Origin of the sequence: Streptomyces sp. Ru73, from assembly GCF_002920575.1 — a bacterium.
Classification (GTDB): domain Bacteria; phylum Actinomycetota; class Actinomycetes; order Streptomycetales; family Streptomycetaceae; genus Streptomyces.
Window position 1 is genome coordinate 1 of sequence record NZ_PQSQ01000002.1, and the last position, 15,780, is coordinate 15,780.

At 72.8% G+C, this 15,780-nt stretch carries 14 protein-coding genes and 1 pseudogene; 7 read left to right on the forward strand and 8 right to left on the reverse strand.

Features of this window, described 5'->3' with window-relative positions:
- Positions 1 to 273, forward strand: a pseudogene (locus C3486_RS01050) (NADP oxidoreductase); the annotation flags it as partial.
- 184 nt (positions 274 to 457) lie between these two features.
- Here C3486_RS01050 and C3486_RS01055 read toward each other — a convergent pair.
- The 7 genes from C3486_RS01055 to C3486_RS01085 form a co-directional block, all read right to left on the reverse strand.
- The gene (locus tag C3486_RS01055) at positions 458 to 1,027 is read right to left on the reverse strand and encodes a DinB family protein (protein WP_103830592.1); all 570 of its coding nucleotides are present in this window, start codon (positions 1,025 to 1,027) and stop codon (positions 458 to 460) included.
- Positions 1,028 to 1,199: 172 nt separating this feature from the next.
- Positions 1,200 to 1,862, reverse strand: coding sequence for a response regulator transcription factor (locus tag C3486_RS01060; protein WP_103830593.1), 663 nt, complete (start codon positions 1,860 to 1,862; stop codon positions 1,200 to 1,202).
- Between the two features lie 375 nt (positions 1,863 to 2,237).
- Positions 2,238 to 2,648 (reverse strand): helix-turn-helix transcriptional regulator, encoded by a 411-nt coding sequence (locus C3486_RS01065; RefSeq protein ID WP_103830594.1) that lies wholly within the window; start codon positions 2,646 to 2,648, stop codon positions 2,238 to 2,240.
- A 96-nt stretch (positions 2,649 to 2,744) separates the two neighbouring features.
- Positions 2,745 to 3,326 (reverse strand): VanZ family protein, encoded by a 582-nt coding sequence (locus C3486_RS01070; RefSeq protein ID WP_181138398.1) that lies wholly within the window; start codon positions 3,324 to 3,326, stop codon positions 2,745 to 2,747.
- A 45-nt stretch (positions 3,327 to 3,371) separates the two neighbouring features.
- Positions 3,372 to 4,697, reverse strand: a complete 1,326-nt coding sequence (locus C3486_RS01075) for a cation:proton antiporter (RefSeq protein ID WP_103830595.1) — start codon at positions 4,695 to 4,697, stop codon at positions 3,372 to 3,374.
- Between the two features lie 2 nt (positions 4,698 to 4,699).
- On the reverse strand, positions 4,700 to 5,170 hold the full coding sequence (locus C3486_RS01080) for a cation:proton antiporter regulatory subunit (protein ID WP_103830596.1): 471 nt from the start codon (positions 5,168 to 5,170) through the stop codon (positions 4,700 to 4,702).
- A gap of 134 nt (positions 5,171 to 5,304) precedes the next feature.
- Complete coding sequence (locus tag C3486_RS01085) at positions 5,305 to 5,637, reverse strand: SRPBCC domain-containing protein (RefSeq protein WP_374936827.1); 333 nt, start codon at positions 5,635 to 5,637, stop codon at positions 5,305 to 5,307.
- A 525-nt stretch (positions 5,638 to 6,162) separates the two neighbouring features.
- Between C3486_RS01085 and C3486_RS01090 the strand changes: the two genes are divergently transcribed.
- The 5 genes from C3486_RS01090 (at position 6,163) to yicI (ending at position 12,632) form a co-directional block, all read left to right on the forward strand.
- The gene (locus C3486_RS01090; protein ID WP_103830597.1) at positions 6,163 to 7,176 is read left to right on the forward strand and encodes a LacI family DNA-binding transcriptional regulator; all 1,014 of its coding nucleotides are present in this window, start codon (positions 6,163 to 6,165) and stop codon (positions 7,174 to 7,176) included.
- A gap of 96 nt (positions 7,177 to 7,272) precedes the next feature.
- Positions 7,273 to 8,511 carry an ABC transporter substrate-binding protein gene (locus C3486_RS01095; protein WP_374936828.1) on the forward strand — a complete coding sequence of 413 codons (1,239 nt, stop codon included), beginning with the start codon at positions 7,273 to 7,275 and terminating at the stop codon, positions 8,509 to 8,511.
- Between the two features lie 10 nt (positions 8,512 to 8,521).
- Positions 8,522 to 9,421 (forward strand): carbohydrate ABC transporter permease, encoded by a 900-nt coding sequence (locus tag C3486_RS01100; RefSeq protein WP_103830598.1) that lies wholly within the window; start codon positions 8,522 to 8,524, stop codon positions 9,419 to 9,421.
- Between the two features lie 4 nt (positions 9,422 to 9,425).
- On the forward strand, positions 9,426 to 10,247 hold the full coding sequence (locus C3486_RS01105) for a carbohydrate ABC transporter permease (RefSeq protein WP_374936829.1): 822 nt from the start codon (positions 9,426 to 9,428) through the stop codon (positions 10,245 to 10,247).
- 30 nt (positions 10,248 to 10,277) lie between these two features.
- A complete protein-coding gene (yicI, locus tag C3486_RS01110; RefSeq protein WP_103830599.1) occupies positions 10,278 to 12,632 on the forward strand; it encodes an alpha-xylosidase in 2,355 nt (784 codons plus the stop codon).
- A 74-nt stretch (positions 12,633 to 12,706) separates the two neighbouring features.
- On the opposite strand, the gene C3486_RS01115 is transcribed toward yicI, so the two are convergent.
- On the reverse strand, positions 12,707 to 14,023 hold the full coding sequence (locus tag C3486_RS01115; RefSeq protein ID WP_103830600.1) for a sensor histidine kinase: 1,317 nt from the start codon (positions 14,021 to 14,023) through the stop codon (positions 12,707 to 12,709).
- A gap of 158 nt (positions 14,024 to 14,181) precedes the next feature.
- On the opposite strand from C3486_RS01115, the gene C3486_RS01120 reads away from it, so the two are divergent.
- Positions 14,182 to 15,609: a carboxypeptidase regulatory-like domain-containing protein gene (locus C3486_RS01120; protein ID WP_103830601.1), complete on the forward strand. Its 1,428-nt coding sequence runs from the start codon at positions 14,182 to 14,184 to the stop codon at positions 15,607 to 15,609.
- Positions 15,610 to 15,780 lie beyond the last annotated feature (171 nt).

Genomic DNA, 15,780 nt, shown 5'->3' on the forward strand with positions numbered 1-15,780 from the left:
GCGGGCCGACCGGCGTGATCGGCACGAACCGGCCGTGTGCGAAGGAGACCGCCGGCTCGCTGCTCGCCGACGCACCGGGGCTGGCCGGACGGGAGCTGCCCGAGGACCCGGTGGCCGCGCTGCGGCGGGCCGGTCAGCGGCCGGTGTCGTGGCCGGGCTGGCTGGGCATCGAGGCGGCGGAGGCGGCGCTGGGCCAGGAGCTGGGGGCGTACGACCGTCAAGATCCCGGACTGGGACGGGCTGCTGGAGGCGGCGGCGCGAGCGGGACGGTGAACGGGCGCCGGGCCAGGGGCCGGCGGGGAGGGAACGGCCGGTGAGCGGGCACGGGCCGGGCCCCCGCCCCCGGCCGGTCAGCGGCACGGGCCCGTGACCCCGCACGGCCCCGCACGGCCCCGTACGGCCCCGTACGGCCCCGTACGGCCGCCGGTCCGGGCGGGCGCTGCCCGGACCGGCGCCGCTATCCCATGCTCTTCGCCCCGTCCAGCGACTCGCGGATGATGTCGGCGTGGCCGGCGTGCTGGGCGGTCTCGGCGATGATGTGCATCAGCACCCGGCGGGCCGACCACTGTGCGCCGGGCTCGAACCACGGGGCCTTCGGCAGCGGCCATGCGGCGTCCAGGTCGGGCAGGGTGGCCACCAGGTCGTCGGTCCGGCGGGCCACGTCCGCGTAGTCGGCCAGTACACCGGCCAGCGTCTCACCGGGCAGCAGCCGGAACCCGTCAGCGCGGCGGGCCACGTCGGCCTCGGTCATCGTCGTGAAGTCCGGCATGGCCGACGGGCCCTTCAGAAGGAAGTCCACCCAGCTCTGCTCGACCTCGGTGACATGCTTGATCAGACCGCCCAGGCACAAGCCGCTGGCGGTGGTCCGCAGCCCGGCCTGCTCGTCGGTGAGACCGCGCGTGGTGAAGCGCAGGAAGTGCCGGTGCTTGGCCAGCGCCTCCAGCCATTCGGCGCGCTCACCGGTGACGGCCGGGGTCTCGGCCGGGGCATCGGCCGGGTCGGGATTCGTCGGCTCGTTGCTGGTCATGGTCTCCGCCCTTCGGGGTTTGCGTTCCCTCGGTCAGGACCACGCTACGAACGCTTGCGGTCAGCTTCCGTCCTCAATCGGCGATCGTTGAGGGGGGGTTCCGTCCGTCCTCTTCCGCCCGTCCTCCTCCGCCCGTCCTCTTCCGCCCGTCCTCATTCGGCGGCCGTTGAGGTCAGTTTCCGTCGTCGATCAACTGCCGGACCAGTCCGGCCCGGTCGGCGATCACCGCCGCCTGTACCCGGTTGAGTCCGCCCAGTTTCGCGAGCAGCGCGCTGACGTGGTCCTTTATCGTGCCGTGCGCCAGGTGCAGGCGCAGCGCGATCTCGCCGTTCGAGAGCCCCTCGCCGACCAGCGCGAGCACCTGGCGTTCGCGGTCGGTGAGGCCGCTGACGCTGCGCGCCGCGGCCGCGTCCGGCTTGCCGCCGAGGTAGCCGCCGATCACGGCCGGGGTGACGCCGGGCGCGAGCACATGGCCGCCGGCGGCCAGTACCCGTACGGAGTGCACGAGTTGTTCCGGCGCCGTGTCCTTCAGGAGGAAGCCGGCGGCGCCCTCCTGCAGGGCGGCGCCGAGGTACTCCTCGCCGTCGAAGGTGGTGAGCATGGCGGTGCGCGGCGGCTCGGGCAGTTCGCGCAGTCCGCGCAGGACGGTCAGGCCGTCCACGTCGGGCATGCGGATGTCCAGCAGCAGCACGTCCGGGCGGTGGGCCAGCAGGGTGGCGCGTGCCTCGCCGCCGCCGCAGTCCGCGACCACCTCGATGTCCGGCGCCGACCCGAGGATCAGCCGCAGCCCGGAGCGGACCAGCTCCTCGTCGTCCACGACCACGACACGGATCACCCGAGCTCCTCGTTCCGGCTGCGCGCTGCCCGCCGCCGGGCCTGGCGGCGCTCTCCGTGATCGAGGTTACGGCAGGTAAGGGGCGGTGCCGCGGCACTTGAAGAGGAGATCGGCGGCGTGCACCCCCCGCCGGTCGGCGGGGCGCACCGGAGCCCGGCGGGGGTTCCACCGGCGCACCACGGGCGGCAAGGGTGGCGGACACGACAGGACGGCCCGCCGCTCCGTCACTCCGCCGCTCCGAGGACGCGGGCGCGGGCGCGCGGAGTGCTCTCGCGAGGTGTGCGAGTAGTCGCGGAGGTGTACGGAGTAAGCACGAAGGCGTGCGAAGTACGCGCGGAAGACGTACGGAGTACCCGCGGGAGGCTTACCGGCGCCTCAGGACGCGCTGGTCGCAGCCGCCGCGGCCGTACCCGCTCCGGCGTCGGGGCCGGCCGCGGCCTGGCGGCGGGCGGCGGCCAGCACCGTGTCGAGCAGGCCGGGGAAGCGGTCCGCCAGGTCCTCCCGGCGCAGTGCGTTCATCTTGGCCGTGCCGCGGTAGGTCTGGGTGATCACGCCGTGCTCGCGCAGCACCCGGAAGTGGTGGGTGAGCGTGGACTTGCTGACCGGCGCGTCGAAGACCGAGCAGGAGCACTCCCCCTCGGCGTCGGCCAGCACCCGCACGATGCCGAGCCGTACCGGGTCGGCGAGCGCGTGCAGCACGTCCTCCAGCCGGATCTCGTCCCGGCTCGGGTGCGCGAGCACGCGCGGACCGCCCCCGGAGGGCGTGGTGAGCGCGGCGGCCTGCATGACGGCTCCTGTCGGTCGGGGCTCCCGGTGGGTGAATGCCCGATGTACGAGAACCATCGTAGTTCGGCGCCGTCCGGACCGCCAGGAAAGACCGCGCTAGGCGGCAGTGGTGCGCCGCTGCCACCAGTGGCGGCGGCGGGGGTGGACGGCGCGGCCGAGCCGGCGGCCGAGGAGGAGGTAGCCGAGCAGCGCGCCGGTGGTGTTCAGGATGACGTCGTCGATGTCGAAGGCGCGCCCGGTGACCAGGGCGCCCTGCACCAGCTCGACCAGGAGCATCACCACGGCGGTCACCGCGACCACCCGCAGCGGCCCGCGGGCCCTGGGTGCCACCACCGGCAGCAGCAGCCCGAAGGGCACACCGAGCACGATGTTTCCGCCGAGCTGCTTGACGGTGTCGACGAACGCGGGCTGTGCGAGGTAGTTGCGGATCGAGTCGCCGGGCCGCAGGTTGCTGTGGGTGAGCGCTTCGGAGGCGGCCGACGGCTGGAGGGTCAGCCGGGCGAGCACCGCGCCGAAGGCCACCATGACGGCGAACGCGACCACCATCACCAGCACCCGTACGGGCGGCGGGAGCGGTGGCCCGCCGCCCGTGGCCGGGCCGTGGCGCTTCCTCCTGGCGGCGCCGGAGCGCCGGAGTGACCGCTTGGTGGCGCCGCTGCGCCAGGGTGACCGCGCCATGAAGACCCCTCACGTCACGTGGAGTTGGCCTGTCCGGTGGTGCGGTTACCCCTGGGGCGGCAGGGCATGCGCGTCCTCGCGGGCCGCGGGTTCCTCCTCCGGGGCACCGGACGCCTCGGCCGCACCGGGCTTCTCTGCCCGAGTGGTCTCAGGGGCGGCCTCAGGAGCGGTCGCCGGGCCGGCCGCCGGCTTGCGGGAGGTGATCCCGAAGAGCGGCAGCAGTCCGGACCTGGCGCGGTTGACCACGGGCGCCGCCCAGCGCGCGGTCAGCGGCCCGAGGATGACCATGATCAGGACGTACGCGGTGGCGATCGGGCCGATGCGCGGCTCGACGGCCGTGGTGAGCCCGGCGATCACGATGGAGAACTCACCGCGTGCCACCAGCGCGCCGCCGGCCCGCAGCCGGCCGTTGGGGCCGATGCCGGCGCGGCGGGCCGCGTACCAGCCGGTCAGGACCTTGGTCACGGTGGTGACGACGGCGAGCAGCAGCGCCGGGAGCAGCACCGGCGGAATGGCCGTGGGGTCGGTGGACAGGCCGAAGAAGACGAAGAAGATCGCGGCGAAGAGGTCGCGCAGCGGCGTGAGGAGCTTGCGCGCGCCCTCCGCCACCTCGCCGGACAGCGCGATGCCGACGAGGAACGCGCCGACCGCGGCGGAGACCTGGAGTTCCTGGGCGATGCCCGCGACGAGCACGGTCAGGCCGAGGACGACGAGGAGCAGCATCTCGGGGTTGTCGGAGGACACCCAGCGGCTGATCAGGCGGCCGTGCCGGAGCGCGAGGTAGAGCACGAGGCCGACGGCGCCGAGGGCGATGAGCAGCGTGACGCTGCCGCCGGCGAGGCCGACGCCGGCCAGCAGGGCGGTGAGCAGCGGCAGGTAGACCGCCATGGAGAGGTCTTCGAGGACCAGGACGCCGAGGATGACCGGGGTCTCGCGGTTGCCGAGCCGGCCGAGGTCGGTGAGGACCTTGGCGATGACACCGGAGGAGGAGATCCAGGTGACGCCGGCCAGTGCGACGGCGGCGACCGGGCCCCAGCCCAGCAGCAGCGCGGCGACGGCGCCCGGCACGGCGTTCAGCAGGCAGTCGACGGCCCCTGACGGGTACTGCGTCTTCAGGCTCGTGACCAGTTCGGAGGCGCTGTATTCGAGGCCGAGCAGGAGCAGCAGCAGGATGACGCCGATCTCGGCGCCGACGCCCACGAACTCCTCGCTGGCGTTGAGCGGGAGCAGTCCGCCGTGCCCGAAGGCGAGGCCGGCGAGGAGGTAGAGGGGTATGGGCGAGAGCCCGATCCGGCCGGCGAACCGGCCGAGGAGGCCGAGCGCGAGGATGACGGCGCCGAACTCGACGAGCAGTGCGGTGGTCTCGTGCATGCTCAGCCTCCGGCGATGATCGCGGCGAGGGCGTCGACGCCCTCACGGGTGCCGACCGCGACGAGGGTGTCGCCGATGGCGAACCGGAAGTCGGGACCGGGGGACGGATGGGCGCTGGTGCGGCGCAGCACCGCGACGATGGACGCGCCGGTACGAGTACGCGCCTGGGTGTCACCGAGCAGCCGGCCGCCGTACGGGGAGCGGCTGCCGATCTGGATGTGCTCGGTGACCAGGTCGATGCCGTCGGTGCGGACGGCGTCCAGCGGCGCCGGGTCTATCAGGTGCGCGAGCGCCGTCGCCTCCTCCCGTTCCAGGGGGACCGAGGACTGGCAGGTATCGGGGTCATCGGCCGAGTAGAAGCCGATGAAGCGGCGTCCGTCGTGGTGCACCACCACGGAGAGGTGCTGTCCGGCGTGCGTGGTGAAGTCGTAGCGCGTACCGACGCCCGGCAGCGAAGTGCGTCGCGTCCCCATCATGTCCTCCCTGGATGCCGCGCCGGGGGCGCCGGGGGCGCGGACCGGACGCGATCTCCTTTACCTGGCCATTACGTTTTACCCCATCATTACAGACGCTTGGTGGTTACATATGGCCGGGCCGGGGCGGCGGATCAGCCGGCGGGCATGCGCCAGGGCTCCTCCGGGAGCGGACTCCCGGTCTCCACAAGGGACTTGAGGTTGGAGAGCACGGCGGCCCAGCCGCCGGCCGCCGCGGCGCGCTCGGCCTCGTCCGCCAGGTTCTCGTGGGTCACGGTGAGCCGGACGATCCCGCCGTACGGCTCGATGGAGAAGGTGACCTTCGACGGGCCGCCGGCCGGCTCCTCCCCCGGCTCGGCCCAGGTGGTGACCAGCCGGCGCGGCGGGTCGCTCTCGACGACCAGCCCGACGACGTCGGCGATGCCCGAGCCGTCGGTGCGCCGGTGCTCCCACGGGGAGCCGGTCACCCAGTCGGAGACGTTGCTCGTGGCCCCAGTACGCGGCCGTCAGCTCGGGGTCGGTCAGCGCGTGCCAGACGCGCTCCGCGCTCCCCTCGATGTAGGTGACGTAGACAAAGGCCGGTCTGTCGGTCATGGCGTCCTCGGCTCGTCGGTGCAACGGCGGCGCGCGCCCGCGGACGCGGACGCGCGCACCCCGACGGTGTGCAGGCGGATGACCGGCCGTCAATCGGAGCGGGCCGGCACAGCGCCGAACGGGCGACAGCGGCCGGCCGGCTGACCGCACGGGCCGCCCGCCGCATGGGCCGCTCAGCGCACCGGCCGACCGGCCGACCCTACGGGCCGCCCGCCGCGGGTCGGCACCACGGCGGGGCGAAGTGGGCTCCAAGGACTCGCTGTTCACTCCATTGACACCCCTCACCCCCCTCCCTACTGTTCCGGCGAATCGCTTCGACGCCCGTTGTCGAAACGATTCGATTCACCGGTCCGGCGGACGCCGGCCGAGGCGGTCCGGGACGGTCCGAGGAGAGCCTGATGGTCAAGATCACGGATGTGGCGCGGCACGCCGGTGTGTCGCCGAGCACGGTGTCGTACGTGCTCAGCGGCAAGCGCTCCATCTCGGCCGCCACCCGGTGCCGGGTCGAGGCGAGCATCCGGCAGCTCGGGTACCGGCCACACGCCGGGGCCCGGGCGCTGGCCAGCAGCCGGTCCAACGTGGTGGCACTCGTGATGCCGCTGCGCAGCGGTGTCCACGTGCCGGTGCAGATGCAGTTCGCCGCGTCAGTGGTCACCACCGCCCGGACGCACGACCACGACGTCCTGCTGCTCACCCAGGAGGAGGGCGAGGACGGGCTGCGCAGGGTGGCGGACACCGCGCTGGTGGACGCGCTGGTCGTGATGGACGTCCAGCTGCACGACGCCCGGGTACCGCTGCTCCGCGCTCTCCGGCTGCCCTCGGTCCTCATCGGCTTCCCCGCCGAGGCCGACGGGCTGACCTGCATCGACCTGGACTTCACGGCGACCGGCGAGGAGTGTGTGGCGCACCTGGCGCGGCTCGGCCACCGCACCGTGGCGCTGCTGGGCTCGCCGCCGGAGGTGTACGTACGCGGTACCGGCTTCGCGCGGCGGACGGCGGCCGGCTTCACGGCAGCGGCACACCGGTACGGCATGACCTCGGCCGTGCTGCCGGTCGCGCCCGGTACGCAGGCCGCACGCGAGACGGTCGACCGGCTGCTGCGCGACCACCCGGACCTGACCGCGGTCGTGGTGCACAACGAGCCGGCGCTCGGGCCGCTGCTGGAGGCGTTCCGCGGCGCTGGGCTGCGGGTGCCGGCGGATCTGTCGGTGGTCGCGGTGTGCCCGGACGAGCAGGCGGAGGCGGCCGCCGTGCCGCTCACCTCCGTCACCATCCCCGCCGCCGAGGTGGGGGCACGCTCCGTCGAGCTGCTGATGGCGAAGCTGGACGGCCGGACCGTACCCGACGCGACGCTGCTGCCGCCGCGGCTGACCGAACGGGCGAGCACCGCACCGCGCGCACGCACGACCTGACCGCGCACGTACCACCTGGCCGCGGCCGGCCGCCGGTCCGGCAGCGCACGGGCACCACGCACCGTCCATCGAAGCGCTTCGACTCGAAGGAGTCCCGTGAAGCCCCAAGGACTGTCCCGACGACGTACCGCCGTGCTCGCCGTGGTCACGGCGTGCGCCGCGGTCGCGCCCGGCCTCACCGGGTGCGCGGCGGCGCCGGACCCCGGCACGGTCACCGTGCTGAACTCGGCCACCGACACCGCCGAACACACCAAGAACCAGAAGTTCTTCGACCGCTGCGCACGGCCGCTGGGGCTGCGCGTGGAACAGCTCAGCGTCCCCGCCGACCAGGTGTCCTCCAAGGCGCTGCGGATGGCGTCGTCCCGCTCGCTGCCCGACATCCTGGAGCTGGACGGCTCGGAGCTGCCGCAGTTCGCGCTGACCGGCGGGCTGCGGCCGCTGGCCGAACTCGGCGTGGACGCGTCGGGGTTCTCGCGCAGCGCCGTCTCCCTCGGCTCGTACAAGGGCACCCGGTACGGGGTGGCGCGGTCCGCCAACTCCCTCGCCCTGTACTACAACCCCGAGCTGTTGGCGAAGGCCGGCGTCGAGCCGCCCCGCACCTGGGCGGAGCTGCGTACGGCGGCGCGGAAGCTGACCGGGGGCGGCACCTACGGGCTGGCCTTCAGCGCCAGTCCGGACGCCGACGGGGTCTACCAGTTCCTGCCCTTCTTCTGGTCGGCGGGCGGCGACGAGGCGCGGCTCGACGACGGCCGCGGGGAGGCGGCGCTGGAGCTGTGGCGGCAGCTGGTGGCGGACGGGTCCGTGTCCAAGGCCGTCGTCAACTGGAACCAGCAGGACGTCAACGACCAGTTCCTCGCGGGCCGCGCCGCCATGATGATCAACGGGCCGTGGCAGGTGCCGGTGCTCGACGCCCAGCGCAAGACCCGCTGGGCGGTCGCCACGATTCCCGTCCCGGAGGCGGGCGGCACGGCGGTGCCGCCCATCGGCGGCACCGTCATGACCGTACCCAAGAGCGACGCACCGGACCGGGAGCGGAACGCCGCGAAGATCCTCGACTGCCTCAACTCCCCTGCCAACCAGCTGGCTTGGGGTCAGGCGTCCAACAACGTGCCCACGCGCACCGCGGCGGCGCGGCGTTACGCGCAGCGCAATCCGAAGCTCGCGCCGTTCGCCGACCTGGTCACCACCGCCCGGTCCCGCACCGCCAGGGTCGGCACCCGCTGGCCCGCCGTCGGCGACGCGCTCGCGGGCGCTTTCCAGTCCGTACTGACCGGCCGGAGCAGCCCCGCGCAGGCGCTGAGACGGGCGCAGCAGCAGGCGACGGCGGAGAAGTGAGGCACCGGTCATGACCACCCGTACCCGGCGCTCCGCGCTGTTCCGCTGGCTTTTCGTCGCTCCCGCGCTGCTCTACATGGGCCTCTTCTTCGGCGCTCCGCTGGTCCGCAATCTGCTGATGAGTTTTCAGCACTACACGCCGACGACGTACTTCACCGGCGAGGCGCCCTTCAACGGGTTCGACAACTGGCGGGCCGTGCTGACCGACCCGCTGTTCACCGATGCGCTGTGGCACACGGCGCTGTTCACGGCCGGTTCGCTGCTCGGCCAGTTCACCATCGGGCTGGCGCTGGCCGTCTTCTTCTCGCGGCGCTTCCGGCTCGCCGGGTTCGTGCGGGCCGTCCTGCTGCTGCCCTGGCTGGTGCCCATGGTGGTGTCCGCCGTCGTGTGGCGGCGCATCCTCGACCAGGAGCACGGGGTGCTCAACACCTTCCTGCGGGCGGTCGGCCTGGCCGACGGCGGGGTGCCGTGGCTGAGCAGCCCGAGCGTCGCGCTGCTCTCGGCCGTCCTGGTCAACATCTGGATCGGCATCCCGTTCAACATGGTCATCCTCTACGGCGGGCTCCAGGAGATACCGCGGGAGCTGTACGAGGCGGCGGCGCTGGACGGCGCGCGTCCCTGGCGGGCCTTCCGCAGCGTCACCCTGCCGCTGCTGCGGCCGGTGATCACCGTGGTGCTCGTGCTGGGCTTCATGTCCACGGTCAAGATCCTGGACCTGATCCTGGCGCTCACCGCCGGCGGCCCCGCCGATGCGACCCAGACCCTGGGCACCGTCACCTACCAGATGTCGTTCCTGCGGCTCGACTTCGGCCGGGGCGCCGTCGTCGGCACCGTCCTCATCCTGGTCAGCGCGGTCTTCGCCGTGCTGTACCTGCGCGCGAACCGCGCCGACTTCGGCAAGGGGAAGTGATCACGTGGTCCCGAGAACCGCCCGTCGGCTGCGCGGCGCCCGGAACACCGCCGCCGCACTGCTGATCCTCGCCGTGCTGCTCTTCCCGGTCTACTGGATGCTGAACACCGCCCTCCAGCCCGCCTCGGGCATCGCGGTGGACTGGTTCCCCGGCGACCCGGGCCTGGGGAGTTTCCGTCTGGCGCTGGCGAGCCAGGGCCGCTCGATGCTCACCAGCCTGGTGGTCGCGCTCGGTGCCGTCGCCGTGTGTCTCGCGCTGGCGGCGCCCGCCGCGTACGGGCTGGCGCAGTTCGCGCTGCGCGGCGGCCGCGGCGTCGTCTTCACCACGCTCCTCACGCAGATGGTGCCGGGCATCGTCATCGCCAACGCGCTCTACAGCGCGTACGCGGAGCTGGGCCTGATCAACTCCTATCTGGGGCTGATCCTGGCCGACGCCTCGCTCGGGCTGCCGTTCTCCATCGTGCTGCTGCGTGCCTTCATGGTGTCGCTCCCCGGTGAGGTGGTCGAGGCGGCGCTGGTGGACGGCGCGAACCGCTTCACGGCCTTCGTCCGCGTCGTGCTCCCGATGAGCCGCAACGCGCTCATCACGGCCGGGCTGTTCACCTTCCTCTTCGCCTGGTCGGACTTCATGTTCGCGCTGACGCTCAACACCACCGACGACGTCAGGCCGGTCACCCTCGGCATCTACCAGTTCGTCGGCGCCCACGTCAGCGACTGGGGCGCGGTCATGGCGACAGCCGTGCTGTCGGCGGTGCCCGCCGCGGTCCTGCTGGTCGTCGCCCAGAAGTACATCGCCGCCGGCATCACCGGCGGTTCCGTCAAGTAGCCACCGCACGACGGGAAGGCGGATCGTCCGATGAAGTTCACCGACGGCTACTGGCTGATGCGGGACGGCGTCCAGGCGTCGTACGCCACCGAGATCGTCGACACCCGGGTCGGTGACGGCCGGTTCACCCTCCACGCCGCAACACGCCACGTCCGGCACCGCGGCGACACCCTCAACGCTCCCCTGCTGGCCGTGGAGTGCTTCTCGCCCGCCGAGGGCGTGATCGGCGTACGCACCACCCACCACGCGGGCTCGGTCGACCGCGGTCCGCACTTCGCGCTGCACACCGGCCCGGACGGCACCTCCGCGGGGACGGTCCACCGCGACGGCACGGTCATCCAACTCACCGCCGGAGGGCTGTCGTTGCGGGTCGACACCGCGGCGCCGTACCGGCTGGACTTCGCCGCGGACGGCCGCACGCTGACGTCGGTTGCGGCACGCGGTACCGGCTTCGCCACCACGCCCGACGGCGCGCACCACTCCCTCGCCCAGCTCTCGCTCGGCGTCGGCGAGCTGGTGTACGGGCTGGGCGAGCGCTTCACCCCGTTCACCCGCAACGGGCAGCGCGTCGACATCTGGCAGGCGGACGGCGGCACCGCCAGCGAACAGGCTTACAAGAACGTGCCGTTCCACCTCACCAACCGCGGCTACGGCGTCTTCGTCAACCACCCGGGCCTGGTCTCCTACGAGGTGGGGTCCGAGGCGGTCGGCCGGGTCCAGTTCAGCGTCGAGGACCAGAGCCTGGAGTACTACGTCGTGCACGGCCCGACGCCGAAGGAGGTGCTGGACCGCTACACCGCGCTGACCGGCCGCCCGGCGCTGCCGCCCGCCTGGTCCTTCGGGCTGTGGCTGTCCACGTCCTTCACCACCTCCTACGACGAGGAGACCGTCACCCGCTTCGTACGCGGCATGGCCGAGCGGGACATCCCCCTCGGCGTGTTCCACTTCGACTGCTTCTGGATGCGCGCCTATCAGTGGTGCGACTTCACCTGGGACCCGGACGTCTTCCCTGACCCGGAGGGCATGCTGCGCCGCCTCAAGAGCGAGCACGGCAGCGGGAGCGAGGACGGCAACGGGGACGGGGACGGGCTGAAGGTCTGTGTCTGGATCAATCCCTACATCGCGCAGAAGTCTCCCCTCTTCGAGGAGGCCGCGCGCCTGGGGTACCTGGTCCGCCGGCCGGACGGCAGTGTGTGGCAGTGGGACATGTGGCAGGCCGGCATGGGCCTGGTCGACTTCACCCATCCCGGGGCCCGCGAGTGGTACGCGGAGAAGCTGCGCGGGCTGCTCGGCCAGGGCGTCGACTGCTTCAAGACCGACTTCGGCGAGCGCATCCCCACCGACGTGGTCTGGCACGACGGCTCCGATCCGGCGCGGATGCACAACTACTACACGCACCTCTACAACCGCACGGTCTTCGAGACGCTCACCGCCGCGCGCGGCGCGGACGAGGCGGTGCTCTTCGCGCGCTCCGCGACCGCGGGCGGCCAGCAGTTCCCCGTCCACTGGGGCGGGGACTGCGAGTCCACCTTCGGTGCGATGGCCGAGTCGCTGCGCGGCGGGCTCTCCCTCGGGCTGTCCGGGTTCGGCTTCTGGAGCCATGACATCGGCGGTTTCGAGGGCACGCCGAGCCCGGCGGTCTTCAAGCGCTGGGTGCAGTTCGGGCTGCTGTCCTCGCACAGCCGCCTGCACGGCAGTACGTCGTACCGCGTGCCGTGGGACTTCGACGACGAGGCCGTCGCCGTCACCCGCGACTTCGCCCGGCTCAAGCACCGGCTGATGCCGTACCTGTACCGGGCCGCGCGCCAGGCAGCGGAGCACGGCACGCCCGTCATGCGCGCGATGCTCCTGGAGTTTCCCGGCGATCCGGCCTGCCACACCCTGGACCGGCAGTACATGCTCGGCGACGACCTGCTGGTGGCGCCGGTCCTCAGCGCCGACGACACGGTGGAGTACTACGTGCCGGACGGCGAGTGGACCCATCTGCTCTCCGGCGCGCGCGTACGGGGGCCGGGCTGGCGGCGCGAGCGGTACGGCTTCGACAGCCTGCCGCTGCTGGCCCGCCCCGGTTCTGTCATCCCGTTCGGCAGTGTGCCCGGCCGGGCCGTGTACGACTGGCGGCACGACGTGACGCTGCGGGTGCACCGGCTCGGCGACGGCGACGAGGTGACCACACGGGTGCCCGCGCCGGACGGCGCGCCCGACGCGGTGTTCCGCACCCGCAGGGACGGCCGGCACATCGTCGTCGAGGCGGCCGGCGCGCCGGGGCCCTGGCACGTGCTCCTGCCGGGCGCCGACGCACGGCTGACCGCCGCACCGGGCGCAGCGGAGCTGTCCGGAACCCTCGACGGGCTGGAGGACCGAGCCGACGGGCTGGAGGGCTGAGCCGAAGGCCGGTGCGGGGCCGGTGCGCTGAGCCGGCGGCCCGGAGTCGGCGCGCGGGCGGGCCGCCCGTACCGTCAGTCGGCAGTACGCGGCGGTGCGGGCAGCGTGGCGCTGACGTGGAATCCGCCGTCGTCCCGGGGCCCCGCGTCCAGGTCGCCGCCGGCCAGACGCACCCGCTCGGCCAGCCCGATCAGGCCGTGACCGCCGCTGGGCAGCAGCGGCCCCTCACCGTCCGGGGACCGGTCGGCGGGACGGCCCGCCGGGCCGTTGGTCACGTTCACGGACAGTGCGTCGGGGCGGTAGGTGACGCGGATGTCCGTGGCCGCGCCCGGCGCGTGCTTGTGCACGTTGGTCAGGGCCTCCTGCACGACCCGGTACGCGGCCCGCTCGACCTGCTCGGCGAGTGCCCGCGGCTCGCCCTCGCTGTGCAGCGTGACGGGCAGTCCGGCGGCGCGCGAGCTGTCGGCCAGTGCGGCGATCCGGCCCACGGCGGCACCGTCGGCGGCGGGCTGCGCGGCGCCGTCCCCGTCCGCCGTCCCGTCCCCGTCCGCCGCTCCGGCCGCAGTGTCGGGGCCGCTCTTGAGCAGGCCCAGCATCTCGCGCAGCTCCGTGAGCGCCTGCCGGCCCGCCGTCTGGATGATCTGCGCGGCCTCGGCCGTCACCTTCGGGTCGTGGGCCACGGTGGCCAGCGCGCCCGCGTGCACCACGATCAGGCTCACCTGGTGCGAGACGACGTCGTGCATCTCGCTCGCGATGCGCTGGCGCTCCTCGGCGCGCGCGGCCTCCGCCCGCAGCCGCTGTTCGCGTTCGGCGCGCTCGGCCCGTTCCATCAGCCCGGCGAGGACGGCGCGCCGCTCGCCCTGGTACAGGCCGAGGAGCAGGGGGACGAGGATGGCGAGGACGAAGTTGACGAGGATCGAGCCGAGCAGCATCCGCGGGTGCGTCCAGGGCCCGGCGGTCCACGGCACCACCGCCAGCAGGCCCGCCGCTGCCGTCACCCACACCGTGCGGCGGCTGTGCGGCCCGCGGTAGGCGCCCTCGGCGTAGAACGCGAAGGGCAGCGCGAAGTACGAGATCTGGAGGACCTTGGCGACGAGCGCGACCGCGAGCACGGCCTCGGGCACCCGGCGCCGCGCCAGCAGGGGCAGCGGGACCAGGGCGGCGAGCAGCAGGTTGGCCCACGGCGCGGCCGGCCCGAGGTACGGGTTCTTGACGCTGTTCCACACCGACAGCCCGAGGACGATGGCCGTGACGAGCACGTCGGCGACGACCGGCGACCGCAGCGGCGTCCGTCCTGACCGGCCCGGCACCACCGCCCGGTGGTTCACCGGCACCACGCACCAGGAACGTACAACGTGCCGGAAGTGCCGGCTGGGACTGCTGGTACTCACCCGGCGAGGATAGGAGACGCGCTGCCCGCGCCCGGCGCCGCCCTACCACCGGCGGGCCAACCTGCTGGGCCGAGTGCAGCAAGACGGGTGTGCCGGGGCGTTCCGGCGGAGATGCCCCAGCAGCGGAGAGGCAGGATTCCGCTGAGGGAAGGCGCGGCATGTCCGGAACACAGCACGACGAGGACGCGGCGACGGCCGACGGCGAACCGCGCCCGGGGTGGACGCACACGGCGAAGGTGCTCGTCAGCAGCCTGTGGTTCCCTGCGCTGTTCTTCTTCGGCTTCCTCTTCTGCTACCTGCTGGCCTTCCACAACCCCACCCCGAAGGACATCCGGGTGGCCGTTCCGGCACCGGCCGCTTCGCAGGTGCAGGGGGCCCTCGACAAGGCCGTGCCGGGCGGGTTCGAGGTACGGCCGGTGCCCGGCGGTGACGCGGCCCTGCGGCGCGCGGTGCTGGAGCGGCGGGCCGCCGGCGGCTATCTGCCGGACGCCGCCCATCCTGTCCTGTACACCGCGAAGGCCGGCGGCTTCGAGATCGAGGCGGTACTGCAGCAGGTGTTCACGCCGCTCGCCGAGCGGGGCGGCGCCACGCTGAAGCAGGTCGAACTGGCGCCGACCGCGCCCAAGGACGGCATGGGCACGAGCCTGTTCTACCTGTGCCTGGGGCTGACCATCCCGTCGTACATCATGGTGATGATGATGCTGCGGGCCACGGGGCTCGGCCGCTGGAAGAAGGTCACCACCTTCGTCGTCTCCGGCGCGGTGATGGCCGTGGCCGCCTTCTACATCTCCCTCGCGATGGACTGCATCGTGGACCGGCCGATCTGTCTGCTGTACATGTTCATGCTGAGCCTGGCGGTCTCGCTGACGTGCTACGGGCTGGTGCCCTTCGTGCGGCAGTTCTTCCCCGGCGTGGCCATCGTGGTGTTCGTCCTGCTCTCCATGCCGGCCAGCGGCGGGGCGATCCCCGTCGAGATGGTGCCGTCCTTCTTCCGCCATCTGCATCCGTACATGCCGCTGGGCAACCTGGTCGACGCGCTGCGGAACGAGATGTACTTCGACGGCGTCGAGCTGTTCCGCCCGCTGCTGGCGCTGAGCGTGTGGATCGCCGTCGGCATCGTGCTGATCTGTGCCGGGTTCTTCTGGGAGCGGCACCGGGTGAAGGTGGCGCGCTCCGGCGGGGACGAGGAGCTGACCCCGTCCGACCTGGAGGAAGCGGTGCAGGACCCGACGTTCGAAATGCCCCAGCCGATGCCGGTGCGCGCGTCCACCCACTACATCGGGGCCTCCGAACCGATGCTGGCCGGGCGGGTCCTGGACACCGGTTCGCAGCCGCTGCACGGCGTGCTGATCACCGTCACCACCACCGACGGGCGGCAGCTGACGCGTACGCGGACCGACGAGCACGGCGAGTACCGGCTGACCGGGCTGCCGGTGGGCTTCGTCAACGTCATCGCCGGCGGGCCGCGCCGCGTCCCGTCCATCAAGCGGGTGTACATCAAGGACGGGCCGGTGGCGCACCAGGACTTCGTGCTGCGGCCGCGCCCGCAGGACCCGTCGCCGGGCGGCGCCTCCGCCACCTCCTGAAAACACCCGTCTCGGCGCATTTCCCCTTTCCCGGGCGCCCCTTGAGCGTCCCGCCGCACGCGAAGGCGTAATGGAAAGGTCAAGACTTCTCTTCGTACGATGCTCTTCGGAATACCCACCGTGCGTGCGTGAGTTCAGGCTGCACGTACGGCATCCGCTCGCGACGCCCGC